Annotated in this window: 19 protein-coding genes; 10 read left to right on the plus strand and 9 right to left on the minus strand. The window is 68.5% G+C overall.

The genetic code is table 11. From position 1 onward, the window contains the following. Window positions 1-47: 47 nt before the first annotated feature. Entirely contained in the window at window positions 48-515 is a 468-nt protein-coding gene (locus VI08_RS19995; RefSeq protein ID WP_045831403.1) for a DUF1203 domain-containing protein, read from the minus strand. Window positions 516-730: 215 nt separating this feature from the next. Here VI08_RS19995 and VI08_RS20000 point away from each other — a divergent pair, with 215 nt between their 5' ends. After that, window positions 731-1,198 (plus strand): YaiI/YqxD family protein, encoded by a 468-nt coding sequence (locus VI08_RS20000; protein WP_045831404.1) that lies wholly within the window; start codon window positions 731-733, stop codon window positions 1,196-1,198. Here VI08_RS20000 and VI08_RS20005 read toward each other — a convergent pair. Beyond that, complete coding sequence (locus VI08_RS20005) at window positions 1,195-2,118, minus strand: AraC family transcriptional regulator (protein WP_045831405.1); 924 nt, start codon at window positions 2,116-2,118, stop codon at window positions 1,195-1,197. The two genes, VI08_RS20000 and VI08_RS20005, sit on opposite strands and share 4 nt — an antisense overlap. Window positions 2,119-2,167: 49 nt before the next feature. Further along, window positions 2,168-2,911, minus strand: a complete 744-nt coding sequence (locus VI08_RS20010; RefSeq protein ID WP_045831406.1) for a cyclic nucleotide-binding domain-containing protein — start codon at window positions 2,909-2,911, stop codon at window positions 2,168-2,170. Window positions 2,912-3,121: 210 nt separating this feature from the next. Here VI08_RS20010 and VI08_RS20015 point away from each other — a divergent pair, with 210 nt between their 5' ends. Next, window positions 3,122-3,463 (plus strand): carboxymuconolactone decarboxylase family protein, encoded by a 342-nt coding sequence (locus VI08_RS20015; protein WP_045831407.1) that lies wholly within the window; start codon window positions 3,122-3,124, stop codon window positions 3,461-3,463. Window positions 3,464-3,467: 4 nt separating this feature from the next. On the opposite strand, the gene argS is transcribed toward VI08_RS20015, so the two are convergent. Further along, entirely contained in the window at window positions 3,468-5,213 is a 1,746-nt protein-coding gene (gene argS / locus VI08_RS20020) for an arginine--tRNA ligase (RefSeq protein ID WP_045831408.1), read from the minus strand. Between the two features lie 197 nt (window positions 5,214-5,410). Here argS and VI08_RS20025 point away from each other — a divergent pair, with 197 nt between their 5' ends. Next, window positions 5,411-6,703, plus strand: a complete 1,293-nt coding sequence (locus VI08_RS20025; protein WP_045831409.1) for an NAD(P)/FAD-dependent oxidoreductase — start codon at window positions 5,411-5,413, stop codon at window positions 6,701-6,703. 114 nt (window positions 6,704-6,817) lie between these two features. Here the strand turns inward: VI08_RS20025 and VI08_RS20030 are convergent, their stop codons facing one another. The 3 genes from VI08_RS20030 to VI08_RS20040 all read right to left on the minus strand — a co-directional run bounded on the left by VI08_RS20030 (window position 6,818) and on the right by VI08_RS20040 (window position 10,663). Continuing rightward, window positions 6,818-7,678: an aldo/keto reductase gene (locus tag VI08_RS20030; RefSeq protein WP_045831410.1), complete on the minus strand. Its 861-nt coding sequence runs from the start codon at window positions 7,676-7,678 to the stop codon at window positions 6,818-6,820. A 70-nt stretch (window positions 7,679-7,748) separates the two neighbouring features. After that, window positions 7,749-10,013 (minus strand): ATP-binding protein, encoded by a 2,265-nt coding sequence (locus VI08_RS20035; protein ID WP_045831411.1) that lies wholly within the window; start codon window positions 10,011-10,013, stop codon window positions 7,749-7,751. Continuing rightward, window positions 10,010-10,663: a response regulator transcription factor gene (locus VI08_RS20040; RefSeq protein ID WP_045831412.1), complete on the minus strand. Its 654-nt coding sequence runs from the start codon at window positions 10,661-10,663 to the stop codon at window positions 10,010-10,012. Before VI08_RS20040 ends, VI08_RS20035 begins: the two co-directional genes overlap by 4 nt. A 236-nt stretch (window positions 10,664-10,899) precedes the next feature. Here VI08_RS20040 and tviB point away from each other — a divergent pair, with 236 nt between their 5' ends. The 4 genes from tviB to VI08_RS20060 all read left to right on the plus strand — a co-directional run bounded on the left by tviB (window position 10,900) and on the right by VI08_RS20060 (window position 16,298). Next, window positions 10,900-12,267, plus strand: a complete 1,368-nt coding sequence (gene tviB, locus VI08_RS20045) for a Vi polysaccharide biosynthesis UDP-N-acetylglucosamine C-6 dehydrogenase TviB (protein ID WP_084621638.1) — start codon at window positions 10,900-10,902, stop codon at window positions 12,265-12,267. 65 nt (window positions 12,268-12,332) lie between these two features. Beyond that, window positions 12,333-14,006, plus strand: a complete 1,674-nt coding sequence (locus VI08_RS20050) for a GMC oxidoreductase (RefSeq protein ID WP_045831413.1) — start codon at window positions 12,333-12,335, stop codon at window positions 14,004-14,006. 10 nt (window positions 14,007-14,016) lie between these two features. After that, complete coding sequence (locus VI08_RS21090; RefSeq protein WP_052698080.1) at window positions 14,017-14,760, plus strand: 4'-phosphopantetheinyl transferase family protein; 744 nt, start codon at window positions 14,017-14,019, stop codon at window positions 14,758-14,760. A 137-nt stretch (window positions 14,761-14,897) separates the two neighbouring features. After that, a complete protein-coding gene (locus tag VI08_RS20060) occupies window positions 14,898-16,298 on the plus strand; it encodes a TIGR03013 family XrtA/PEP-CTERM system glycosyltransferase (protein ID WP_045831414.1) in 1,401 nt (466 codons plus the stop codon). A gap of 6 nt (window positions 16,299-16,304) precedes the next feature. Here VI08_RS20060 and VI08_RS20065 read toward each other — a convergent pair whose 3' ends face one another. Further along, the gene (locus tag VI08_RS20065) at window positions 16,305-17,042 is read right to left on the minus strand and encodes a J domain-containing protein (RefSeq protein ID WP_045831415.1); all 738 of its coding nucleotides are present in this window, start codon (window positions 17,040-17,042) and stop codon (window positions 16,305-16,307) included. A gap of 150 nt (window positions 17,043-17,192) precedes the next feature. Here VI08_RS20065 and VI08_RS20070 point away from each other — a divergent pair, with 150 nt between their 5' ends. After that, window positions 17,193-17,849: a hypothetical protein gene (locus tag VI08_RS20070; RefSeq protein WP_157130534.1), complete on the plus strand. Its 657-nt coding sequence runs from the start codon at window positions 17,193-17,195 to the stop codon at window positions 17,847-17,849. 319 nt (window positions 17,850-18,168) lie between these two features. Here VI08_RS20070 and VI08_RS20075 read toward each other — a convergent pair whose 3' ends face one another. Beyond that, window positions 18,169-20,688, minus strand: a complete 2,520-nt coding sequence (locus VI08_RS20075; protein ID WP_045831417.1) for an autotransporter outer membrane beta-barrel domain-containing protein — start codon at window positions 20,686-20,688, stop codon at window positions 18,169-18,171. A 359-nt stretch (window positions 20,689-21,047) separates the two neighbouring features. On the opposite strand from VI08_RS20075, the gene VI08_RS20085 reads away from it, so the two are divergent. After that, on the plus strand, window positions 21,048-23,183 hold the full coding sequence (locus VI08_RS20085; protein WP_045831419.1) for a hypothetical protein: 2,136 nt from the start codon (window positions 21,048-21,050) through the stop codon (window positions 23,181-23,183). Between the two features lie 25 nt (window positions 23,184-23,208). After that, on the plus strand, window positions 23,209-25,410 hold the full coding sequence (locus VI08_RS20090; protein WP_157130535.1) for a hypothetical protein: 2,202 nt from the start codon (window positions 23,209-23,211) through the stop codon (window positions 25,408-25,410). Window positions 25,411-25,431: the final 21 nt, after the last annotated feature.

Below are 25,431 nucleotides of genomic sequence, written 5' to 3' on the forward strand. Positions count from 1 at the left end.
TCACCCCACAAGCGCGCTCCTACAGGGGGCCGTCGTCGCCCCCCAAATCAATGGCGGTCGACGTAAGCCGCAAAACAACCATACGCCGCGTAGTGCGCATGCACGTACGCCACGCTTTGCACCCCAAGCATCCGCCGGATCGCCTCATCCAGCTGCCGCCCATCCACCAGCACGGCATGGTCGATGAGGTCATCCTTCGTGAAGGCCCGCAGCGAAATCATGCGGCAGGCCAACACCTCCGGCACCTCGTCGACAACCTGCACGGCTTCCATCGCCCCTTCCCGCAAGAACACCGCGTGGCTCGCATGGTAAGGCCCGGCTGCCGGCTGGTGCGTGTAATTCACCAGCAACAGCGAATCACCCTTGCTGGCGTTGCGCAGTTCGATGCGCTCCGGGTAGCCGGTGTCGTCGGTGGCCACGCGGCGCAGGGCACCACGCGCGTGCAGTTCGGCTTCGGTAAGCCCGTAGAGGGAAACGAACGGCGAAGGATCGATGCCGCGGATGCGATAAGCCATGGGGGTGTCTCCTTGGGTGATGGCTCCATGCTCCACCCACGCGCAAAACCCGGCCATCCGCGTCTTGCGCCCTTGGTGTTGTGGGAGCGCGCTTGCGCGCGATCGCGCGCAAGCGCGCTCCCACAACAGCAAGTTTTCCCGCGGCCCGGCTTGACCGGGGGCGGCGCGATGGCGACGATCCCCCTCTCGCTTGAACGCTGGATCACCGAACTGCCATGAATATCTGGGTTGACGCCGACGCCTGCCCCAACGTCATCAAGGACATCCTCTTCCGTGCGGCCGAGCGCGAGCAGGTCGAGGTCACCCTGGTGGCGAACCAGTGGATCCGCACGCCAGCGTCGAAATACATCCGCTCGATCCAGGTGCCCGGCGGCTTCGACGTGGCCGATGACGAGATCGTGCGCCGGGTGCAGCCGGGCGACCTGGTGGTGACCCAGGATATCCCGCTCGCTTCGTTCGCCATCGAAAAAGGCGCGCTGGCGTTGCACCCCCGGGGCGAGCTGTTCACCCGCGAGACCATCGCCGCGCGCCTCTCCATGCGCAATTTCATGGAAGAGCTACGTGGCGCGGGCGTCGACACGGGCGGCCCCGCCGCCATGCACCCGCGCGACAGGCAGAATTTCGCCAATGAACTCGACAAGTGGCTCGCGCGCCGGCGCAGCCACGTGGCCCGCCAGCCCTAGCCGCCCAGCGGCGCCTCGCGGCGGAACCGCGCGGGGGTCTGGCCCATCACCCGCAGGAAGGTCTTGCCGAACGCCGATTCGGATTTGTAGCCCACGCGCTCGGCCACCGCCGCCGCCGTGAGCTCACCGCGGCGCAGGTATTCCGCCGCGAGGTGCATGCGCAACAGCGTGAGCACCTCGTGCGGCGATTGCTTGCCCTTCGCTTCGAAGTGGCGCGCGAACGTGGCGCGCGACATCGCCGCCTGCGCGGCCAGCGATTCCACGGTCCACTCCTTCGCCGGCTCGCGCAGCATGGCCAGCATGGCGCGGCCCAGGCGCGGCTCGGCCAGCAGCGTGAGCAACGACGGCGGCATGTGCCCGGCCGCCAGCTGCGCACGCAGGGCGAACACCAGCAAGGCCTGGCTGAGCGCGGTGACCACCGCCAGCGCACCGGGTGCCAGCGCGCCCACCTCCACGCGCAGCACGTGGACGATGGCCTCGAGCGTGGCGATGCCCTGTGAATCCGCAAGCGAAGCATGCAGCACGTCGGGCAGGCTCGCGAACAGCAGCTGGCCCGCATCGGGCGCATGCACGAACCGCCCGCACAGCAGGTCGAGCGGCTCGCCGTCGCCCGCCGTGCGCTTCACCGTGAGCGGCCCGGCCCGGTCGATTTCGACGGGGGCGTCGTGGAGCACGCCGCGCACATCACGCACTTTGTGCGACGTGCCGTGCGGCAGCACGATGAGATCGCCCGCGCGCATCGGCAGCGTGCGCCGCCCCGGCAGCTCCATGACGCCCTCGCCCGCGAGCACCAGGTGGAAGGGCGCCTCGCCCGGGCCGGCATCCGCGTGGTCGAGGCTGAAGCCGCCAGCCAGCTGGCAACGCAGGTCGAGCGCGCCGCGCACGCGGGCAAGGTCAAGGAGTCGGGTCAGGGCGTCCATGGTGCGGGCAGTATCGGGATGCCTGCCCCACGGGACAAGGGGCGGCCGCTCAGTGCCGCTTGCGCTGGCCCGTGCCTTTGCCGGTGCACAACGCTTCGAGCAGGTCGCGGCGGAAGATGCGCACGTGGCGGCCGCTGGCCACCATCACGCCGTTTTCCTCCATGCGGCCGAACGCCCGGCTCACGGTTTCGACGGCGATGCCGAGGTAGCACGCGATGTCGCCGCGGCCCATGGGCAGGCGAACCAGGTCGGTCGGGCGCGAAAGCCGGTCGTAGCGCACCAGCAACGCGTTGAGGAACATCGCCACGCGCTCGAGCGCCTGCGAGCGCCCCATCGCCTGCGCGTGCTGCTGGGCCGCGGCCACCTCGCGGCCCAGCTCGCGCATCATCTTCCGCTGCAGCGACGGCAGCAGCTGGAACAGTTCCTCGATGCGCGCGAACGGCACCTCGCACACCGTGGTGCGTTCGAGCGCCGTGGCGTCGGTGCGGTGGGCGTTGTCGAGCAGCGCGTCGATGCCGAGGATCTCCCCGGGCAGGCGGAAACCGAGCACTTGCCGGCCGCCGCTTGGGTCGGCGATCGCCACGCGGACGGCGCCCGAGCGCACGACGTAGAGCGTGTTGAAGGACTGGCCCTGGCGGAACACGAGCTCGCCACGCTGGTAGGTGCTGCGCTGGCGGGTCAGGCGGTCGAGCCGCGCGAGGCCCTCTTCGTCGACGCCTTCGGGTAGGCAGATGGCATGGAGGCCGCAGTCCGCGCAGCCAAGGCGGGGCGCCGAGGGTTCCGGCTGGCGCATGAGAGCTCCGTCTCGATGATTCAACAGCGCGCGAGGGTAGCAGGCGCGCCGCGCGCGGCCGCGAGATGTCAGCAGGGTGCGACGTTCTGTCCGGGTGAGACGAACTCGCCAAAACGCGCGCGTTTGCGGCATTCAGCGGCGCAGCGCGCGGTGCCAAGATGGGCATCACAGGACGGCGCACCCCGCGCCGCCCACGAAGGAGCCACGACCATGCTTGACTGGATTGCCTACCGCGATGAACTCATGGGCCGCATCGGTGAGATCGGCAAACTGAGCCCCGGCACCGTGCAGGGCTATACCGCCTTGTCGAACGCCGGTTCGAAGACCAACCACCTCGATGCGAAGACACGCGAATTGATCGCGCTCGCCGTCGCCGTCACGTCGCGCTGCGACGGCTGTATCACGGTGCACGCAGGCGCCGCCGTGAAAGCGGGCGCCACGCGGGAAGAGATCACCGAGGCCCTGGGCACCGCCATCGCCCTGAACGCCGGCGCCGCACTGGTGTACTCGGCGCGCGTGATGGATGCCGTGGACGCGTACGAGAAGGCATGACTCGCTACATGCGGGCTGGCACGTCGATGCCGAGCAGGGCCACCGCGCGTTCCAGCACCGCCAGGGTTAGCGTGCAGATGCCGAGCCTGCGCGAGCGGCATGTTTCGTCCGTCTCGCGCAGCACCTCGCAGCGGTCGTAGAACGTGCTGAAACGCTGGGCGATGTCATGCGCCCATGCGGCAAGCACGCCGGGCTGCAGCAGGTGCCCGGCTTCGGAGACCTTCGCGCCGAAGCCAAGGCAGGCGAGCACCAGCTCGCGCTCCGCCGGCAGCGTGGCATGTGGCGGGCCGACGGCCATGCCGGCGGCCCTGGCCAGCAGCGAGCGCAGCCGCACCACGGCGTACTGCAGGTAGGGCCCGGTCTTGCCCTCGAAGGCCACCAGCCGTTCGGCGTCGAACACGTAGCCCGATACGCGGTCACCCGAGAGGTCGGCGAACTTCACCGCGGCCATGCCGATGCTGCGCGCCAGGGCCGGCCGCTCGCCGACCGCGACGCGCGCTGACGCTTCCACGCGCTCGGCCGCCCGCTCGACGGCTTCGTCGAGCAGGTCGCGCAGGCGCGCGACGCCGCCCTGCCGCGTCTTGAACGGCTTGCCATCCTTGCCGTTCACCGTGCCGAACCCCGCATGCACCAGGTCGACGCCATCGGCGATGCCCGCGCGCCGCGCGGCCCGGAAGACCTGCTCGAAATGCAGGGCCTGGCGCTGGTCCACGACATACACCACCTTCGCCAGGCCCGGCATGCGGGCGCGCGCCTGCAGCGTGACCAGGTCGGTGGTGGCGTAGAGCGCCGCGCCGTCGGCCTTGACCAGCAGCAGTGGCGGCACCTCGCTGGTATCGCCGGGCAGCGCCACGTCCACGACCAGCGCGCCCTCGCTGGCGCGTGCGATGCCCCGCGCGCGCAGGTCGTCGACCAAGGGCGCGATGGCGTCGCGCACATCGCTCTCGCCATCGAGCGCGTCGAAATGCACGCCCAGCAGGGCGAAATCGCGTACCTGCGCATCGACGCTTAGCTGGCGCAGCGCGTGCCAGAGTGCGAGCAGGCCCGGATCACCCGCCTGCAACGCCGCGGTATCCGCGCGTGCGCCGGCCATGCGCGCGGGGTCGTCGCGGCACGCGGCAGCCGCTTCCGGATAGAGCCGTTCGAGCTCGTCGAGCGTCACGGGGGCGTTGGTGGGATATGGCCCGGCACCCGTGAAGTACGGCATCGCCGGGTCGCGCAGGCGGATCGCCGCGCTGAGCATGCCCATCTGCAGCCCCCAGTCGCCCAGGTGCGCGTCGCCGTGCGTGCGCCAGCCCAGCGCGCCGAGGATGCGGCGCAGGCTCTCGCCCAGCACCAGCGAGCGCAGGTGGCCCACGTGCAGCGGCTTGGCGACATTGGGGCCACCGAAGTCGAGCACCACCAGCGCGCCCTGCCCCTCGTCCGCCACGCCCAGGCGCGGGTCCGCGAGGGTCGCCGCGGCGGCGGTGCCGAGGAAGGTGTCGGCGAAACGGATGTTGACGAAGCCCGGCCCGGCCACCTCGACGGCGGCGAAACGGGCATCGCCGCGCAACGCGGCGGCGATGTCGTCGGCGATGGCGCGCGGTGGCCGGCCCAGCACACGCGCGGCGGCCAGCGCGGCGTGGCATTGCACGTCACCCAGCGCGGGGCGGGCGGAGGGCTCGGCGTGGGCAAGGTGGGGCGGCAGGCCAAGGGCGTGGAAGACGACGGCCAGGGCCTCGTCCACCTGCGATATCAGGGACAGGAGCATGCGGGTTCCAGGGACACGGACAACGGGCGGCGGCGCGGGCGCGCCGGGCGGCACGGGGGGCTCAGGTGCGTCGTCGGAGGAGTCGCAGTGTCATCGTGCTGGATTTACAGCAAAGGGCAAGCCTTCGCAAGCAACCCACGCCGTGGTGTCTATGCTTCCATGCCAATGATCAGCTTTCTTTCCACCAAGGCGTTTCCATGGCAACACGCACACACCGGGTAGTGATCGTCGGCGGCGGCGCCGCCGGCGTTGAATTGGCCACGCGGCTGGGCAAGCAGGCGGCGTTCGAGGTCGCGCTGGTCGACCGCGACCCCAGCCATTTCTGGAAGCCACGCCTGCATGAGCTCGCCGCCGGCCTGCTCGGCGACGGCGAAGAAGCCGTGCCGTTCCTGTCGCACGGCACGACGCATGGCTATCGCTATGAGCCAGGCGCGGTGCATCGGGTCGATACGGCGACGAAGCAGGTGGCGCTGGCCGAGGTGCACCTGCCGGGCACCGACGAACTCATCCTGCCGGCCCGCACGCTTGGCTACGACACGCTAGTGCTGGCGTTCGGCAGCCGCGTGAACGACTTCGGCACGCCCGGCGTGCTGGATTACTGCGACATGCTCGACAGCCCCACGCAGGCCGTGCGCCTGCGCCGCCGCATCCTGGCGCTGGCGCTGCGTACGGCGGGCGACCCAAGCCACAAGATCCGCATCGGCATCGTGGGCGCCGGGGCCACGGGCGTCGAGCTCGCCGCCGAGTTGCACCATGCCTTCAACGACATGCACCGCTATGGCGGCCTGGCACCGGCCACCAAGCTCGATATCACGCTGATGGACATGGCCCCGCGCGTGCTGCCTGCGGTGGATCCACGCACATCGGCATGGGCCCAGCGCATCCTCGAGCACATGGGCGTGCACGTGCGCGTCGGCGTCGGCGTCAAATCCGTGCAGGAGGGCTCGTTCACGCTGACCGATGGCGCGCACATCCCCTGCGATATCCAGGTATGGGCCGCCGGCGTGGTCGGCCACGAATTCGTGACCACGCTGGGGCCGTTCGAGCTATCGCGCGACCGCCGCATCATCGTCGACGCGCACCTGGCGGCGAAGGGCGTGGAGGATGTCTACGCCATCGGCGACTGCGCCTTCGCGGCGTCCAGCCCCGAGGGAACGGTGGTACCACCGACGGCACAGGCCGCGCACCAGCAGGCCAGCTGGCTGGCGAAGGCCTTGCCGGCGCTGGTCGAGGGGCGCGCCACCGCCCCGTTCCGCTACCACGCCAAGGGCACGCTGGTATCGCTGGGCGCACGGCAGGCGGCGGGCGAAGTGCCCAGCGTGCCGCCGGGCCGCTCGGTGCTGCCGCTGCGCGGCTGGCTGGCGAAGATGCTCTATGTCTCGCTGGAACAGATGCACCGCGTGACCCTGCACGGCTGGGTGCGCGCCACGGCGCTATGGCTCGCCGACCGCCTGCGCCGGACAACCTACCCGCCGGTAAAGCTCCACTAGACCGGGTGTCCTAACGATGTGGGAGCGCGCTTGCGCGCGATGGCTCTTCGGAAGAGCATCGCGCGCAAGCGCGCTCCCACAGTTAAGCCCGCGCCCGCCATCAGGGCACAGGGGCTATTTCACCGCGTGTTCGAGCGCTTCGAAGTCAGCTTGCGAGAGTTCGAGCGAGGCGCCTTTGACGTTTTCCGCCAGGTGTTCGGCGTCACCGGTGCCGGGGATCGGCAGCATCACCTTCGAGCGCCTCAGCAGCCAGGCCAGGGCCACCTGGCCGTTGGTGGCGCCGAGCTTCTGGGCGATCTTCGACAGCACCGAGCCCTCTTTCGCCAGCGCACCCGCGGCCAGCGGGTACCAGGGGATGAAGCCGATGTTGTGCTTCTCGCAGTAATCGAGCACCTCCTCGCTCTGGCGGTTGCCGAGGTTGTAGAGGTTCTGCACCGTGGCCACCTTGAAGAACTTCTGCGCCGCTTCGATCTGCTCCACCTTCACTTCCGAGAGGCCCGCGTGGCGGATCAGGCCTTCCGCCTGCATCTGCTTGATGGCGTCGAACTGCTCGTCGGCGGGCACTTTCTCGTCCACGCGGTGCAGCTGCCACAGGTCGATGCGATCGACCTTGAGCCGGCGCAGGCTCATCAGCACGCACTGGCGCAGGTACTCCGGGCGGCCGACGGGGGCCCAGATATCCGGGCCGTGGCGGGTGAGGCCACCCTTGGTGGCGACGACCAGGCCTTTATAGGGATGGAGTGCTTCGTGGATGAGGTCCTCACTCACGAAGGGGCCGTAACTATCGGCCGTGTCGATGAAATTGATGCCAAGCTCAGGCAATTTCTTCAGGACGGCGATGGCCTTGGCGTGGTCCGGCGGATCGCCCCAGATGCCCTTGCCGGTGACGCGCATGGCGCCGAACCCGAGGCGGTTGACCTCGAGGTCGCCGCCGATACTGAACGTGCCGCTTGCCGCCGCATTGATGCTTGCCATGGGACTACTCCGCTGGTGAGTGGGGGACAACCCAAACCACATTGGTACCCTTCGCGGCGTTTAAAGGGCGTCAGCCAAGCATGGCGCGAACCTTCGCCATGGCGGCGGCCACATCGCCCCCTTGCGCCAGGGCGTCGCCCAGCGCGGCCAGCGCGGGCTCGAGGTCGCGCCGGCCCAGCACCAGCGCCGCGCCATGCACGCGGTGCAGGCGCTGGCGTGCCACGGTGGTCGCGCCGGTGGCGAGGGCCTGCTCCAGGGCGGCCAGGTCGGCCTGCGCCTCGTGCCGGAACAGCGCTGCCGCCTCGTCGGCGCGGCGCGCCTTGCCTCGTTCAAGGGCCTCGCTGAGGCGATCGAGCGAGAGCGGTTTGCCCATCACGATGTCGATGCCACTCACCGCGCAGCGCTGGTAGTGGTCGGCATCGTCGTTGGCCGAGATGGCGATGAACGGCAGCGGCGCGCTGCGCGATGCTTCCTCGCGTGCGCGCAGCTCGGCGGCGATGTCGTAGCCGAGCATGTCCGGTAGCTGGCAATCCAGCAGCACGGCCACGAACCGCCCGGGCACCCACGCATCGATCGCGGCCTGGCCGCGGTCCACCGCGAAGGTATCGAAGCCGAGGAAGCGCAGCTGGGCGGCGATGATCTGCCGGTTCGCCGGGTGGTCTTCCACCAGCAGCACGGTGCCGCCCGCGGCCGGTGGCTCGGCGTCGCCCGGAGCCGTGGGCCGGGGCAGCGGCGCGGCCGGCACCAGGCTGGTCGGCAGTTCGATGCGCACCGAGGTGCCCACGCCTTCCTCGCTGGTGAAGCGCAGGCGGCCACCCAGGTGCTGGGCGACCTCGCGGCAGATGCCCAGGCCCAACCCGGTGCCACCGAGGCGCCGCGACCGCTGGCCGTGGGCTTGCGAAAACGGCCGGAAAAGGTGGCGCTGCCGCTCGGCGGGCACGCCCGCGCCGGTATCGAACACCTCGGCGACCAGGTGGCGCACGTCATCGCCGGAGACGCTTTGCCACAACGCGATGCCCACGTGGCCGCGCTCGGTGAACTTGACGGCGTTGGCCAGCAGGTTCTCCAGCAGCTGGCGCAGGCGCGTTTCGTCCAGGAGCAGCCATGGCAACGCGCCCATGGGCAGGTCGAGCCGCACCTGCAGGCCCTTCTGGTCGATGGCCTGGCGCTGGCCCTGGATGACCTCGCGCGCCACGGCCAGCGCATCGCAGGAGCCCAGGTCGGGCGTGAACCCCTGTGTCTCGGTGCGCGTGTAGTCGAGCGCGCTGCGCAGCAGGCTTTGCAGGTTGCGCGTGCTGGACTGGGCGATGGCCATGAGATCGCGCTGCGCGCCTTCGAGCGGCGTGCGCGCGACGAGCTCGATGGACGATGCCACGGCGTTGACCGCGTTGCGCACCTCGTGGCTCATCACCGCAAGCAGCATGGTTTTCTGCTGCTCGCCGCGGCGCGACGCCAGCTGGGCGCGGCGCATCTGCCACAGCGCGAACACCAGCGCCAGGGCCAGTGCGGCGCCAAGCCCCATCTCCACCCGGTACACGGCCACGATGTGCGCGATAGTGGGCGCGCGCAGGTAGGCCGTCTCGAGCCAGCGCTCGATCACCGCCTGGTTCTCGGCCGCGCTGACGCGGCCAAGGCTCTCGTCGATGATGGCGAGGAGTTCGGTATCGCCCTTGTGCACCGCCACACGCACGTCCACCGGCATCTCGGCCACGTCGCCCGCCACGCGCAGGCTCAGCGCGTAATCACGGCGGATGATGGGGTGGTAGGTGACATCGATGCCCAGGCCCACGTCCGCGATGCCGCTTTCCACCGCGGCAAGCACCTGGTGCACGTCCGCCAGGGGCAGCCGGTGCATGGCCGGGTGCTCGCGGCGCAGCCAGCTGTCGAACTCGCCGCCCCCCTTGTAGGCGACCGTGCGCCCTTCGAAATCCGCCAGGCTGACCTGCGAGGGTCCCACGGTGCGGGTGATAAGCAGCGTGCGGCCGGTGTAGAAAGGCCGCGACACCACGGCATCGTCGCCCAGGTCGGCGGCCAGGCGGTCGTTGAGCGAGGGCAGCAGGTCGACCCGGCGCTCGCGGAACGCGCTTACGGCCTCCTCCCACGAACCCACGCGCACGACGACGAAGCGGATCCCCGTCTTCTTCTCCGCCAGCGCCAGGTATTGCGTCACCAGCGGGTTGGCCGAGGCGCCGGCCACGCGGCTGCCCTGCTGCCCGTCGATCGCGACGCGTACCACCGGGTGCGCGGCGACCCAGCGCGCCCGCGCGTCATCGCCGGTGGCGCAGGCCGCGAACGCCACGCCGCACGCGCACAGGGCGGCCAGCCACCGCCTCACGCGCCGCGCCCGGCATCCAGCGCGATGATGTGCTCGCGCATGCTGAACAGCTGCACGTCGCTCTCGATGCCCAGCTTGCGGAACGCCGTGGATTTCTGCGCGCTGATGGTCTTCAGGCTACGCCCGAACTTGGTGGCGATCTGGGTGACGGTGAGCCCGTCGAGCAGGCAGCGGATCACTTCCCTTTCCTTCGGCGACAGGTGGGGGCCCATGCCGCTGGCGAGCAGGCCCTCGAGGGCCGGCGGCACGTAGAGGCGCCCGGTCATGGCGGCGTCGATGGCCTTCACCACCTCGTCGGGGTCCTGGCTCTTGGCCACGAAGCCGTGCGCGCCGGCGGCGAGCAGGCGGCATACCAGGGGGCCGTCCTCGTACGCCGAGACCACCACGATCTTCATGCGCGGGCATGCGACGCGCAGCGAACGGACGAGGGTGAGCCCGTCGGCGTCGTCGGCCGCGAGCGAATAATCGACCAGGGCGACATCGGCCGGCATCCGCGCCAGGAGGGCACGGAATTGCTGGCTGTTGGGCGAACTACCGATGACGACAAGCGACGGGTAGGTTTTCAGGTGCGCGACGAGCCCCTTCAGGACGAGCGCATGATCGTCCAGCAAGGCCACGCGCACAGACCCGATGTAGGTTCGCGCGGACATCAGTGGACCCATTACCTGTTGCTAGTCATATATCTCGCCTCACCTCGGTGGGCGGGCGAACCATACTGCGCACCACCGGCCTTGTAAACGGCGTTACATGGCCGCCGTTCAGGCCGCCGCCATCGGCCATTAGTAGGAGCCCGTAAGCCATACAGAGATGCGCGGCCGGCGTTGCTACGCTTTGGCCGCCCGGGAGACCGGGATTCTCATAGCCAACGCCAGGGGTGGAACCGGGGATGGACACTGAAAACCGTGCACAGGGCGATGCGGCCGTGGCCGAGCCGGGGGCGTCGTCGCGACCCTACAGCCCGCCCTCGCGCTTCGTGCCCCTGCCCCTCGAAGCGGTACGCATCGGCATTGTCGGGCTGGGCTACGTGGGCCTACCGCTGGCCGTCGAATTCGGCAAGAAATACGCAACCCTCGGATTCGACATCAATTCAAGTCGCATCGGCGAGCTGCGCAAAGGCCATGACGCCACGCTGGAAGTCGATGCCGACGAACTGGCCGCCGCCGCGCGGCTGCGCTATTCGTCGGCGATGGCCGACCTGGCCGGGTGCGATGTCTATATTGTCACCGTGCCCACGCCGATCGACGAGGCGCGCCGCCCCGACCTCACCCCGCTGATCCGCGCGAGCGAAACGCTGGGCAAGGTTCTCAAACGCGGCGACGTGGTGATCTACGAATCCACCGTCTACCCCGGTTGCACCGAAGAGATCTGCGTGCCCATCCTGGAGCGCGAATCGGGCCTTGTTTTCAACCAGGATTTCTTCGCCGGGTACAGCCCGGAGCGCATCAACCCGGGCGATAAGACGCATCGCGTTACGGGAATTCTCAAAGTTACCTCCGGATCGACACCCGACGTGGCCGATTTCGTCGACGCGCTGTACCGCTCGGTGATCACCGCGGGCACCCATCGCGCCAGTTCGCTGAAGGTGGCCGAAGCCGCGAAAGTGATCGAGAACACGCAACGCGACCTCAACATCGCGCTGGTGAACGACCTGGCCATGCTGTTCAACAAGCTGGGCATCGATACGCTCGAGGTACTCGAAGCGGCGGGCACCAAGTGGAACTTCCTGCCCTTCCGCCCGGGCCTGGTCGGTGGCCACTGCATCAGCGTGGACCCGTACTACCTCACCCACAAGGCGGCCCAGGTGGGCCACCACCCGGACGTGATCCTGGCCGGCCGCCGCACCAACGACGGCATGGGCCCGTACATCGCCAGCGAGCTGGTGCGCCTGATGGTGCGCAAGGGCATCAACCCCGTGTGCGCCCGCGTGCTGATCCTGGGCCTGGCGTTCAAGGAAAACTGCCCCGACCTGCGCAACACCCGCGTGGTGGACATCGTGGCCGCCCTGCACGCCTACGGCGTGACGGTGGACGTGCACGACCCGTGGGTACGCCCGGACGAAGCGATGCATGAATACGGCATCGCACCGGTGGAAACGCCACGCCAGGGCACCTACGACGCCGTGGTGGTGGCCGTGGGCCACCACGAATTCAAGGCCATGGGCGCCGAGGGCATCCGTGCCTTCGGCAAGCCGGCCTCGGTGGTCTACGACGTGAAATACGTGCTGCCGCGGGACGCGGTGGACGGCCGGCTCTAAATCAAAAAAACAAAGCACCACGAGAATAAGAAGCTGGGGAACATCCTTACCTGGGAGTATGCGTTGTGATCCTCGATTACCTGGATGGGTCGGCTCCGGCCGACCACGAGGCCGACCTGTGCGTCATAGGCGCCGGGCCGGCTGGCATCGCCATCGCGCGTGCCTTCCTGGGCACGCGTATCCGCGTGTGCCTCGTCGAAAGCGGTGGCCTGGCCGGTGAAGACCGCAGCCAGGCGCTGTGCGAAGGCACCGCCCACGGGGGTGCGCCCTTCGACATGGCGCATTCGCGCATGCGTGTGTTCGGCGGCAGCTGCACGCTGTGGGGCGGCGGCTGCATTCCGCTTGCGGACAGCGACATGGCGCCGCGCGAGTGGGTGCCTGACAGTGGCTGGCCCCTGCGCTACGCCGACCTCGAACCCTGGTACGCCAAGGCGCGCGAGTTCTGCCGCATCGATGAGGCGCATGGCTTCGGGCCGGGCCAGTTCGACGGGCCGCCGCCGCGGCAGCCGCTGGACCTCGACCCCGAGGCACTGGTGAACCTGCTGTTCGCGCGCAGCCCCATCCTGTTCGGCGAAGCCTACCGCGACGAGATGCGCGCGGCACCGAACATCACCGTGCTGCTGCACGCGAACCTGATGGAGCTGGAAGCGAACGCCGCGGCCACGGCCGTGGTGCGGGCACGCATCGGCAGCCTCACGGGGCGGCGCGGGCATATCCGCGCCCGCCACTTCGTGCTCGCCGCAGGCGGTATCGAAAACGCGCGCATCCTGCTGCTTTCCGATGGCGTGGCGCCCTGCGGCCTCGGCAACGACCGCGACCTGGTGGGCCGCTATTTCATGGACCACCCGCGCGGCACGCTGGGCAACGTCGCCTCGCGCACGCCCGACCGGCTCACCCGCCCGTATGAGCGCACCATCGGCAAGGTACGTGCACCCATTGCCCCCGAGATCGGCATGGCCACGGCCGCGCAGCGTCGCCACCAGGTGCTGAACGGGCGCGTGCATCCGTTCGCGGTGGAAGGCGCCGTGCCGCAAGGCATCCGCGCGCTGCGCAACGTGCGTGCCGCGCTGCGCCCGCCCTCGCGCGACGAGGCCACCTTGCTCGAGGCCCGCCTTTCGGCCGCCATGCAGAACGGCCCCGCCGCGGCGGCGGTGGCCGTGCAACCCAACCTGGCCATCAGCGCGATGCACCTGGGCCTGCATATCGGCGACGTGATCCGCGCCGTGGCGCAGAAGGTGGCCGACAAGCCCACCGTGCGCAGCGAGCGCGTCGAACTGGTGGGCTTCTTCGAGCAGGCGCCGAACCGCGATTCCCGCGTCACGCTGGGCCATGCGCGCGATGCGCTGGGCCTGCGCCGGGTGAACATCGACTGGCGGCTGACCGAACTGGACCGCTACACCTACCGCACGCTCGCATCGCTGGCGGGCAAGCCGCTGGCCGATGCCTGCGGCGGTACGTTCGAAGCCTCGCCCTGGGCGGTGGACGAAAGCGCGACGCCCGAGGTCTTTGGCACCGCGCACCACATGGGCACCACCCGCATGTCCACCGACCCCTCCACCGGCGTGGTCGACGCCGATGGCACGGTGCATGGCATGCATAACCTGCATGTGGCCGGCAGCTCGGTGTTCCCGACCAGCGGCTGGGCCTTTCCCACCTTCACCATCGTCGCCCTAAGCCTCCGGCTCGCCGACCACCTGCGGGTGCTGCTTGCCGCCTGCGAGGGCAGCGGCATCACCTGACAGGCATGGCATGACCATCGATCGGCGGCACGAGTTCATCCGGCAAACCAACCGGGTACTGCGGGAAACGGGCTTCGGCACGGCGGCGGCGCACGAGGCCAGCGTGCTGGTCTTCGACAGCCGCGTATTCTCGGATTTCCAGCCCGTGATGGCGGAGCTGCTTGATCGCCGCGAGCGGGCGCGCGCCGCGCGCTTCCGCTTCAGCGACGATCGCAAGGCCTACACCGCCGCGCATGCCGTGTGGCGCGTGGCGCTGGCGCAGTGCCTGGGCACCGTGCCGGAGGATGTCACGCTCGCCACCACCGACGACGGCCAGCCACGCCTGCCAGGCAGCGCGCTCTCCACCAGCCTCAGCCACAGCGGCCCCATGGTGGCGATCTCGGTCTGCGCCGCCGCGACCGTCGGTGTCGATATCGAATCGATCCCCGCGAAGGTGGACATGGAGGCACTCGTGCCCATGTTCTGTACCCGCGCCGAGGCGCAGGTGGTCGACGCTATGGAGTGCGGTGAAGAGAAGCACCGCCACCTCGTCGAACTGTGGACACGCAAGGAGGCCTTGCTGAAGGCGTTCGGCGTGGGCCTGCTCACCGACCCCGCCAGCACGCCGGCCACGCCCGATGAACTGATCCTGCCGCCACCGGATGCCGCGCACTACCCCGCGTGCCACACCAGCAACGTGGGCGAGAGCAACCTGTGGGTCGCGGCGGTGGCCGTGCCGGCGGCCGTGCGCGGCACTAGCCTGCACGTCTTGTGACACATGGCTGATACAGCCCTGTTACAACCATTCGGCCTAGCCGCCTAAAAGCCGGAAGTGCAATCGACACCCTCGCACGTGGCGCCTAGCCTTCCCCACATCGGCACGCAGCATCGCGTGCGCACGGGGGATGCAAGATGCTTCGTCTGTTTCGACAGCCGATCGTACGCTGGATAACGCTACTGGCCATCGTCGAGCTGCTATTGCTCGCGTTGTCGTTGAACCTCGCGACGTTCATCCGTTTCGCGCCCTCGCCCGAAGACCTGCAGGCCTCGAGCGACACGGTGATCGCCCGCGCCACGATGTTCGCCGTGGTGATCTTCCTGGGCATGGCGGCGCTCGGCGAGTACCGGGGCAACCTGCGCATGAGCTGGCGCGGCCAGCTCGCCCGCCACGCCATCGCGTTCACCTTCGGCGGCCTGGCCCTCATTGTCGGTTACTACGTCGTGCCGCAGGCTTATGTCGGCCGCGGCGTGCTCTCCATGGCGCTGGCCATCGGCTTCCTCACCACCGCGGGCTTCCGCGGCCTGTTCATGCGCCTGGTGGAAATGGATGCGCTGAAGCGCCGCGTGCTCGTCTACGGTGCCGGCCAGCGCGCCGCGCAGATCCACACCCGCATGCGCCGGCGCTCCGATCGCCGCGGCTTTTTCCTTGTCGGCTACATCCCGGGCCCGAACGATACGCCGCAGGTGCCTGAGCAGGTACTGCTTGGCCGCGACGAGGCGCTTGCCGACGTCGTGCGCCGCGAGCGCATCAGCGAGATCGTGGTGGGCGTGGACGACCGCCGCGGCTCGCTGCCCATGGACGACCTGCTCGCCTGCCGCCAGCTGGGCGTGCAGATCACCGACCTCACCACGTTCGTGGAGCGCGAGGCCGGCCGCGTGCAGCTGACCATGCTCGACCCCTCGTGGCTGGTGTTCTCTGGTGGCTTCAATGCCACGCCCGTGGCGCTGTTCCTGAAGCGCGCCTTCGATATCGCCGCATCCCTCGCCATCGCCCTGCTCTGCTGGCCGCTGATGCTGGGCACGGCGCTGGCGATCCGGCTGGAATCGGGCAAGGGCCAGCCGATTTTCTACCGCCAGGAGCGCGTCGGTGAGCACGGCCGCACGTTCTGGCTGTACAAGTTCCGCAGCATGCGCACCGATGCCGAGATGGATGGCGTCGCGCGCTGGGCCAAGGCCAACGACGACCGCATCACCCGGGTGGGCCGCATCGCCCGCAAGCTGCGCTTCGACGAGCTGCCGCAGTTGTGGAACGTGGTGCGTGGCGACATGAGCATCGTGGGCCCGCGCCCCGAACGCCCGCAGTTCGTCTCCGACCTCGAAGGCAAGATCCGCTATTACAACCTGCGCCACAGCATCAAGCCGGGCCTGGCGGGCTGGGCGCAGCTTTGCTACTCCTACGGCGCCTCGGAAGAGGATGCCGCCGAGAAGCTCAAGTACGACCTGTTCTACGTTAAGAACCACAGCCTGTTCCTCGACCTGGTCATCCTGATCGAGACCGTGGAAGTGGTGATCTTCGGCCGTGGCGCGCGCTGAGCCAGTTCAGCGCGGGGAATGCGCGTCGCGCACGTGCAACGCACGCAACGGCGAGCTGTACCAGTCGACCACGCTGCCGCCTTCGAAGCGAACCCACGACGGCCCGTACTGCCAGCGATCCGGCCCACGCAGCGTGGGCTCGCCCTCGACGGCGATGACCTCGTCCTCTTTCATGCCCGCCGCCAGCATGGCGCCCCCGACCGCGGGCCCGGCCACCTCGGCCGTGACGACAGGCACGCCCTCCGCCGTCGGATCGACGCGGTCGGGATCCGGCACCAGCGTCCACACCAGCACGCCGGCAACCACGAACGTGGCAAGCCACGCCAGTTTGCGCGCCTGCATGCCCGATACCGCCGGTGGCACGCCCTGCTCCCCTGTAGGAGCGGGCTTGCCCGCGACATCCTGCCCCTCAGGCTCAAACAAAACCGGCGCATTCTCCAGCTCATCATCGCGCGCAAGCGCGCTCCCACAGTGGAAGACGCTGGCAGCCCCGGGCACGGCGCGCGCGCCGGGCAGCCGGCCGTGCCGCTTGTGGAAATCCATGGCCGCCGCGTACTGGGCCATCAGCCGCTGCAGGCGGCGCGCGGCGACGGCATCGGCGTGTTCGCCGCGGCTGCGGCGGTCGGGGTGCCATTGCGAGACATGGCGGCGGTACGCCTGCTTGAAATCGGCCAACGAGCAATCGGGCCGCAGGCGCAGCTTGCCGTACAGGTCGAGGAAGTCGGTTTCGTCCGCCACGGTCATGGCTGGGCCCCAGGGTATGCCGCACGGTGCAGCGTGGCCTATGCAAGGCGGCGTGACAAGTACAACTTTTGGAGGATTTGCATGCGCTTGCGCCTTTCATGCCTGGCCGTCCTTACGGCCATCTGCGCCGTAGGGGCCCCACTCACGACCATGGCCACGGAACCGGGCCCCACGCTCGGCGCGCACGTGTTCCTCGGCCAGGGCGAGGGCCTGGGCAGCGACCCCGCCGTGACCCCGGCCATGGACACCGCGCCCACGGGCAGCGTGCTGGTGGCGTTCAACGCCGGGTACGCGGCCAACGACGGCTGGCCCAGGGACACCTACGACAACCACTGGAAGGCGCTGGGCCACGCGCAGACGTATACCGGCTACGAGCGCTTCAGCGTGCGGGCCTTCGTCGCGACGGCCGCCCGCGGTGGCAGCGGCCACCGCATCAGCATCGCCAAGCCGGCCGAACCGAAGGGCGAACTCTCGCTGCCTTTCGTGGAAGTGCGCGGCGCGACGCGCGTGCAGGCCTTCGCCCAGAACTATGCCGACGGCGCACCCGTCGTCGCCAGCAAGGCGATCAGCGTCGACGGCCCGGCCACCTTGCTGGCCTTTTGGTGGGGCGATGGCGGGGTGAAGCGGATGACGGCCGTGCCGGGCGATGGCTTCACCCTCATCGACAGCTTTGTCGAGCTGCCCGACGAAAGCGGCGTGCAAGGCGCGGTGGCATGGCGGCAGGTGGATAGCGCGGGCACCTACCAGGTGCACTGGACGGCGGCACCCGTGCAGGGTGCCGCGTTGTGGATCATCGCCATCCGCTGATACCTGCCATGGCAGCGGACACGGATTTCGAAAGCGGACAACGCGAAGCCGAGGCCGCTCAGGCAGCTGCGAAACGCTTGCCGAATCCGCCCGCGTAGCGTGTCCGGAAACGGACGTCGCTACCTACAACCATCGGCCTATTTTCTTTTGAAAACAGCGGCCTACAATGTACCTACGGTATCCCCCGGGCCTCCTCGCCACCCCACGCGGCAGGACGCCGCCAAGGGAATGGAAGGACCGCGCCAGGTGCCGGGACGCACCCCAGGACGGCGCAGGGATGACGGGTCGCAAGGCGACCCGGGAGATATCGGCCAGGGGATTAGAACGTGATGCGGATACCCGCCTGCCCCGCCCAGCCACGCATGCCGTAGCTGCCCACGTAGTGCTGGTAGTTACCCTCGCCGTAGAGCTGCACATGCTCGCTGAGCTGGCTGACCGCGCCGGCCGACACACGGTAGGCATTGCCGCCGCGGCCCGCGGCGAACGCATCGCTCGCCTGCCACGCATCACTCGAGACCTGCGCCCGGGCATCGCCACCCATGGCGTGCACCAGGTCCACCGACACATACGGCATGAACAGCGGCTGGGCCGTGCGGGAAACGCGGCCACCCAGCGTGGCGCGCGTCTGCTTCACCGTGCCAAGGCGCACCGCCAGGCCGTCTCCATCGACGAAGTCACGGAAATTCAGTTGCTGGTGCTGCAACTGGAACCGCGGCTCCACGGTCCACTCGCCGCCCAGGGCGATGGGTAGCCCGGCTTCGATCGAGGCCGTCCATGCGGTGGCCCGCACATCACCCACATCGTCGCCGCGCAGGTCGGTGCCGATGTTGCCGTGGTAGCGCCGCGCGCCCACCACGCCATCGACCCACAGGCCGTCGCCGTGCTGCCAGGTGAGCCATGCCGACACGCCGTTCGCATCGTATTTCGCGGTGCTGTTGCCATCCACGGCGTGTGGCGAGACCCGCGTGGTGCCCTTGTCCACGGCCCAGCCCGCGCGCAGCGAGCCGTTGTCGCCGTCCAGCGCCACCAGCCCGCCGCCGATCTGCAGCGCGTTCACCTGCTGGTCGAAGTCGTAGCCAAAGCGCTCGAACGAGAGGTTGCTGCTGTAGCGCAGCTGGCCACCGAGGTAGCGGGCGAACAGTTCGCCGCCCACGGGGTCGCTGGATTCGCCCTGGCGAATATCGCCCAGGCGCTGGTGCAGGCCGCCATTGAGCATGTCGCCGTACGCGAGCAAGGCCACCGGTGCGGACAGATACGACGGCAGCTGCGGCACCACGGCCGGCCGCTCGTCGATCGGCGGCTCCGGGTTGCCGGGTTCATCGGGGTTGCCCGGTTCGTCCGGGTTGCCGGGGTCTTCCGGCGTCACCGGATCCACCGGCACGCAATCGCGCAGGCAGACGAAGCGGTTGCCCAGGCGGTAATCCCAGTTCAGCGTCTCGCCATCGCCCAGCGCGCTCTGGGCCGGGTCGGCCTGGCCGGGGCCGAACGCGTGCAGCGTGTACTGGTACGCGCCCGCCGCCACGTAGCCACCGCGCAGCGCGAAGGCATCCGCGCGCGATTGGCCCGCGACCTGGATCAGCGAGATGCCCTCGTTGGCGTCGAGCACGCCATCGCGGTTGAGATCGGTAAGCGCGCCTTCGCCCTGCGGGTTCACCACCACCAGCGTGGGCCCCGTCGTCGTCACGTCGCCGTGCACCAGCAGCCGGTCGGTCTGCTGGTTGGCGAGATCGCCGCCTGCGTTGAGCAGCGTGTTGAAGGCTAGCGTGCCACCCGCGCCACCGAAGTCGCCGCGGACGCTGAGGTTATGGTGCGAGCCATCGGCCATGGGCACGAAGCCCACGTTGCCGGCAAGCGTCAACGCCGTGAGGTCCGAATCCCTGGTGATCTGCCACGCCGTGGTGGCATCCATGTCGAGACGCGCGTCACCGTTGATGGCGCCAGTAAGCGTGGCCTGTTGCGCCATGCCCAGGGTGAGGCTGCCCTGGTCACCGACGCGCACGTCGCCCACGATATCGCTCGATGCCAGCGTGACATCGGCACTGACCGGGGCGGCCACGCCGGGCCGCGAGGTGCCGCCGACCACTTCCAGCGCCACGCCGTTCGCGCCGGTCAGCGTGCTGCCGTTGCTTACCGCGATGTGCACGTTATCCGTGCCACCCGCCAGGAGTGCGCTGACCTTGATCGCACTGCCCTGCGTCCCTTCGACTGCGGTGTGGTCCAGTGTCAGGCGCCGCTCGGGCTCGCCGGTGCCGCCGCCACGGTCGTCCGTGAACACCGAAATGCCGGCCGTGCCACCGGTGATGCGCGAATCACTGACCGCCACCGCGCCACGGATGACGCCGAGGCCGGCCGTGTCGCCGGTCAGCGACGATCCCGTGATCGTCACCTGCGAGCCGCCCGACACGCGCACACCCATCCGGCCGCCTTGCAGCGTGCTGTTGTCGATGGTAATCCGGGGGGCTACGAGCGAGCCGGCACCGCTCAACGCGGCAAGCAGGCCATCGCCCGTGCTCGACGTGATGGTGGCGCCTGAGAGCGTCCCGTTGCTGTCGTTGAACAGCTCGATGGCCGCCACGCCCGCCGGATTCGTCTGCGTGACTGTGCCGTTCGTGACGAACAGCTTTGACGAGGTGCCGGAGACACCCAAGGCGGTGCCGCCGTCGACGTTCAGCGTGGCGCTGTTGAGGATCCAGTTGGCCGGCGTATCGCTCGGCGTTACCGTGGCCTGCTGGCCAGGGCCCAGCGTGGTGGCGGCGACCTGCGCCGAGGTAAGTGCTAGTGCCGATGCAAGGGCGGCAGACAGGCGCGTGCGCCGCGCGTGCGAATGGATGACGTTCATATGCGTTCCGGAAGGGAAAGGTGGTTGACCTCCGCGGCCGACGGGACGGGCGGCACTGCTTCGCGGGACGACAAAGAGGAGGTGCTGGCAGGGAGCAACGCGCATTGCAGCACGCCAGGCACAGCGCGCCTATTAGGCGAACTCCTAAAAATGGCACTGAAAAGCCCTGCACCCCGCCGGTGTCACCCAACCCATTCGCGGAGATTCACGTGGTTCCGGCACGCGATGCGTACGCTACGCCGTGCAAATGAACGAATGGTGAAAGCGCCAGGCCACTCGCCTTTTGGCCTACTTCCCATGCCCTGCGCGGCGGCGTAGGGTCGTCCCCCTGGAGTTCCACCCACGACAAGGAGTCGACCATGGCACGCCCCACGCGTCGCGCCCGCACGGCCGTTTACCCGGCCCGGCGCATCATCAAGACCAAGGCATCGCGCGGCAACCCGTCGCGGATCGTTTCGACGCTTATCCTGCCGGCGGCGCAGCCCGCCGCGCCTGGTGTGCACGTTACGCTGGAAGCGCCGATCGAGTTCGATGAAACGCAGTTCGCCCCCCCGGCCGCGAACACGCCGCCCAATGCGGAACCCGACCACATCCTGCTCAAGTCCGAGATGGGCAAGCCTATCCGGGTTCTCGTACCGCTTAGCGAGGATACGGTTTACACAGACGAGGTCGACCTTGTCCTCAACGGGAAAGTTATCGAAACACAAGTGGTCGCCGAGGGAGAAGGCTTGGACCCCCGGCCGTTCGCCATCAAGCCGACCGAGTCATTCCTGCCCACGCTGAACGTTCTCAACTACGTGCTGCGTTACGTGTCGGGCGGGTCGAACTCGGACGAGGGCCCGGGCGACTTCTTCAACATCGACACGGTCGCGCCGGGCGGCGACCACGAACTTGCCGCACCCGAAGTGGACAGCGACATCGTCGATGGCGGCTTGACCAAGGACAAGCTGGTCACGCTCCCCGATGGGAAGACCAGTGGCCTGGCCATCCGTATTCCCAGCTACGAGGGCTTCAACTACGGTGACAAGATCCGGGGTATCGTCGACGACGAGATCGACACGTTCGAGGCCGAAGTACCCTTCGGCCATACCGGCAAGATCGACGCCGGCGTCACCGAAGCCCTCATCGCCAAGGCGGGCGACGGCAGGGTGGCCTTCAAGTACAAGATCACCGACCGCGCGGGCAATGAGTCGCAGCCGTCCAATGCACTTTGGCTACAGGTAGCGCTCAAGGGTGCCGAAAACCTCGAAGCTGTCCAGGTCCCCGCCTACGATGACGACGATGATAGTGACGGCGGCACCCAGCTGATCGACCTGGCGGATGCGACCAACAAGGATGGCGTCGCCGTGGTCATTCCCTGGAGCGACGATTTCCAGCCCGGCGATACGCTCGCGCTATTCTGGGGTAACTCACCAGTCACTCCGTATACGCTGACGGCCGGTGATGCCGACGCGGAGGATGACATCACCATCGGTGTCATGTTCCCCGCGATTTACGAAGAATGGACCTATACCGCCAAAGACGACGACCAGATCGTTCCGGCGGATGTGCTCTACCACCTCAAACGCGGCAACATCGACCTGGGCACCTCACCCAGGAAAACCGTCGACGTGAATGTTTACCAGGTGGGCGGCGGCGACCCCGATCCGGAAGAACCGGGTAACCAGAACCTGCAATGGCCTTCGCTGGTGGCGGCGAGCGGCGCGCGGGACAAAGTGGAAGGCGATGATTTCGGCAAAAAGGCCACGGTCCAGATCGCGAAACAGACCAGGCACACCACGCCGAAGAATGTATTCGCTGAAGACGACGTGGTCAGTGTCCTCTACAACGGCACCGAGTTCGCCAGCCATACGATCGTCGCCGCCGATCTTGTCGACACCTCGGTACCGCTGGTCGTTGACATGGCAGCGGACGTGATCACCGACGTGGGCAGCGGCACGATCGACCTGCAATACAGCATCACCCGCGCCGTGGAAGGCGGCGAGAACACCACGTTCTCGCCCATCCGAGGCGTGGTCGTGGCGGGCAAGGACCAACTTCCTGGCGACGGCAAGGAACTGGATGCCCCCCTGTGCCCGGAAAGCGAAGATACCTGGATGTACGTCGACAAAGTCAACGATGGCACCTTGCTGGCCTTGCCGTTGTGGACTCGCTTCAACGCCGAGAACCAGGAGGTGCTCGTCAGCTTCAAGTATTTCAGTGGACGGGACCAGTCGCCCATCCCAGGCCGCGACTTCGAGATGCGGCTGACCGCCCCGCTCACAGTCTCGCCTGCGGAAACCTTGCCGGTGAAGGAGCCTGACGGAAACGAGCGGCCGCCCGTTGAGACCGACTACATCGGCGTGCGTATCCCGCGGGAACGATTGATGTACCTGTCTCCCGAAAATCGCTTCTTCTACATCGAGGCGAGCTACGAGGTGAATAACACGGCGGGTGATACGACCCCCGTGGCATCGGCCACGACCACGATCAAGGTCGATACACGCGGCTCCTGAACCGAACCGATTGCAAGGATGCGCCATGCAAACCAACACGACGTCAAGGGGCACGCCGCGTGCCCCGGTGCTGCCCCGGATGATCGTCACCGCCATCGAGGATGGCGGCCTCGGGCACTTCGACCTCATCGCCGACCCGTACGCACGCGTCGCCATGGTGATGGGCCCCCTCAGCCTCGATGAGGTGGGCCCGGGCGATAAGTTGCAGGCCTTCATGAACGTCGACGGCGACGACAAGCTGATCGCCAGCCACGACATCACCAGCAGCGACCTTGGCCAGGAAAGCCCGATCTTCACCCTCGAGGCGGATGCATCGGAGATCAACAAATACCCCGACGGCGAGTACGACTTCAGCTACCACGTGCTGTACAGCAACGGCAGATCGGACAGCAGCATCGAACCATTGCGTGTACGCATCAAGCGCACCATCCCGGGCGACCCCGCAGAACCCAGCAACCCGGTCAACGAGGCCCTGCCGCTGGCGACCGTGGTGCCGAGCCCCGTGCCCGCCTCGGCCACGTCGGCCACCGTCACCGTGCCAGCCTGGCCAAACATGGCCGAGGGCGATATTCCCACCGTGGATTGGGAGCGGTTGCACCTGGTGCTGCCCGCGGTCAAGGCCGGCGAGGTGGGCCAGCCGGTATCCGTCGTGATCACCAAGGCGCAGCTCGAACAGGTGGGCGGCATGCAGGACCTGCCCGTGGCCTACGAGATCTTCGACGTGGTCGCGAACCATTCCGGCCGCTCGCGGTACACGCTGGTGGACGTGGAAATCGAACCGCCCGGCGCGCTCACCGCCCCGCGCGTACGTGAAGCCGTCGGCGGCGTCCTCGACCCCGAGGCCCAGGGCGATACACCGTTCACCATCCAGATCCCGACGATCGGCCGCGCCGGCGGCCGCAACGTGAGCCCCGGCGACGTGATCACGGCGCTGTTCGAGGGCCGGATCCCCGGCACCGGCGCCTCGCACCGCTACGTTGCGCCTCCCTATACCGTGCCCGGCACCATCTTCGACATCACGATCGACCTGCCCGTGGATGAGGTCATGCCGCTGCGCGGCGGCACGGCACGCGTCTCGTATGGCCTGCTGCCGCAGGACGGCGGGCCGGTGCTGCCGTCGCGCCACCTGGGCCTCTCCATCAAGGGGCTGCCGGCGCTCCTCGTCGCCGTGACCATCCCGGAGGATGCGAACCAGGACGATACCCTCGACCTCGATACCGAGGTGACCGACGGCGCCACGGCATCGATCGACTACGCCAACATGGCGCTGGACGACTACATCACCCTCGACCTGACGGGGCGCCGCGCCGACGGCATGGCCGACAACGACCGGAAGTACCGGCAGGTCTCGAAGCTCGGCAAACAAGCCATCGCCATCGGCAGCGATTATCTGCAACGCCTCGATGGCGGCACGCTGGAACTGAAATACAGCGTCGATAGTTTCGACGGCCAGGGTGCCGCCCGCCTGCCCCGCCGGGCGGCTTCGCTGCAGGCCATGCGCGAATCCGAGGTGCGCAAGGTCGCCGTGGGTAGCAAGGGGGCCGAACCGAAACTCCCGGCCCCGACGGTCCCCGATGTGGTCGACGGTTTCCTCGACCCGAAGACCGCGGAAACCGCGGTGGTCGTTCCGCATGCGGTGCTCGAAGTAAACGACGGCATCGACTTCACCTGGACCAGCAAGCAAAGCGAAACCGGGCACCTCACGGTGCGCAACGCCAACGTCGACCTCCGGTTCGCCATCGAGGGCAGTCTGATCAAGGCCAACGAAGGCAACAGCGTGGTCGTGGCGTACAAGCGCACGCGGGCTGGCATCGTCGCCCTGTCGGAACCGCTTGCCTTCCGCATCGAAACCCCGGTGATCGGGCCGCCGCCACTCACGCTGGATGTCGACGCGAACCAGGACAACGTGCTCGAGCTCGCCAGCGAGATGCCCGCTGGCACGACACCCCACGCCATCATCCCTGCCGGGGCCAACCTCGCCGCGGACGACACCGTGCAGGTCATCGTCGACGGACGCACGGCCGACGGCACGCCAGCGCTTTGGGAGAGCTTCCCGCGCCAGATTCCGGCCAGCGAGGCCGGGAAAGCCCAATCCTTCGCCGTACCGGCGGATAGCCTGCGGGCCCTGAGCGGTGGCAGCGCGACGTTGAAGTATCGGGTCAAGCCGTTCGCCGACCCGGAAAACCCGGTGGAGTCGCAGCTCCTTACCGTGCAGGTGAGGCCGTGATCCCGCTGCCCCAGGAGGCCA

Origin of the sequence: Luteibacter yeojuensis, assembly GCF_000964085.1 — a bacterium.
Lineage (GTDB): Bacteria > Pseudomonadota > Gammaproteobacteria > Xanthomonadales > Rhodanobacteraceae > Luteibacter > Luteibacter yeojuensis_A.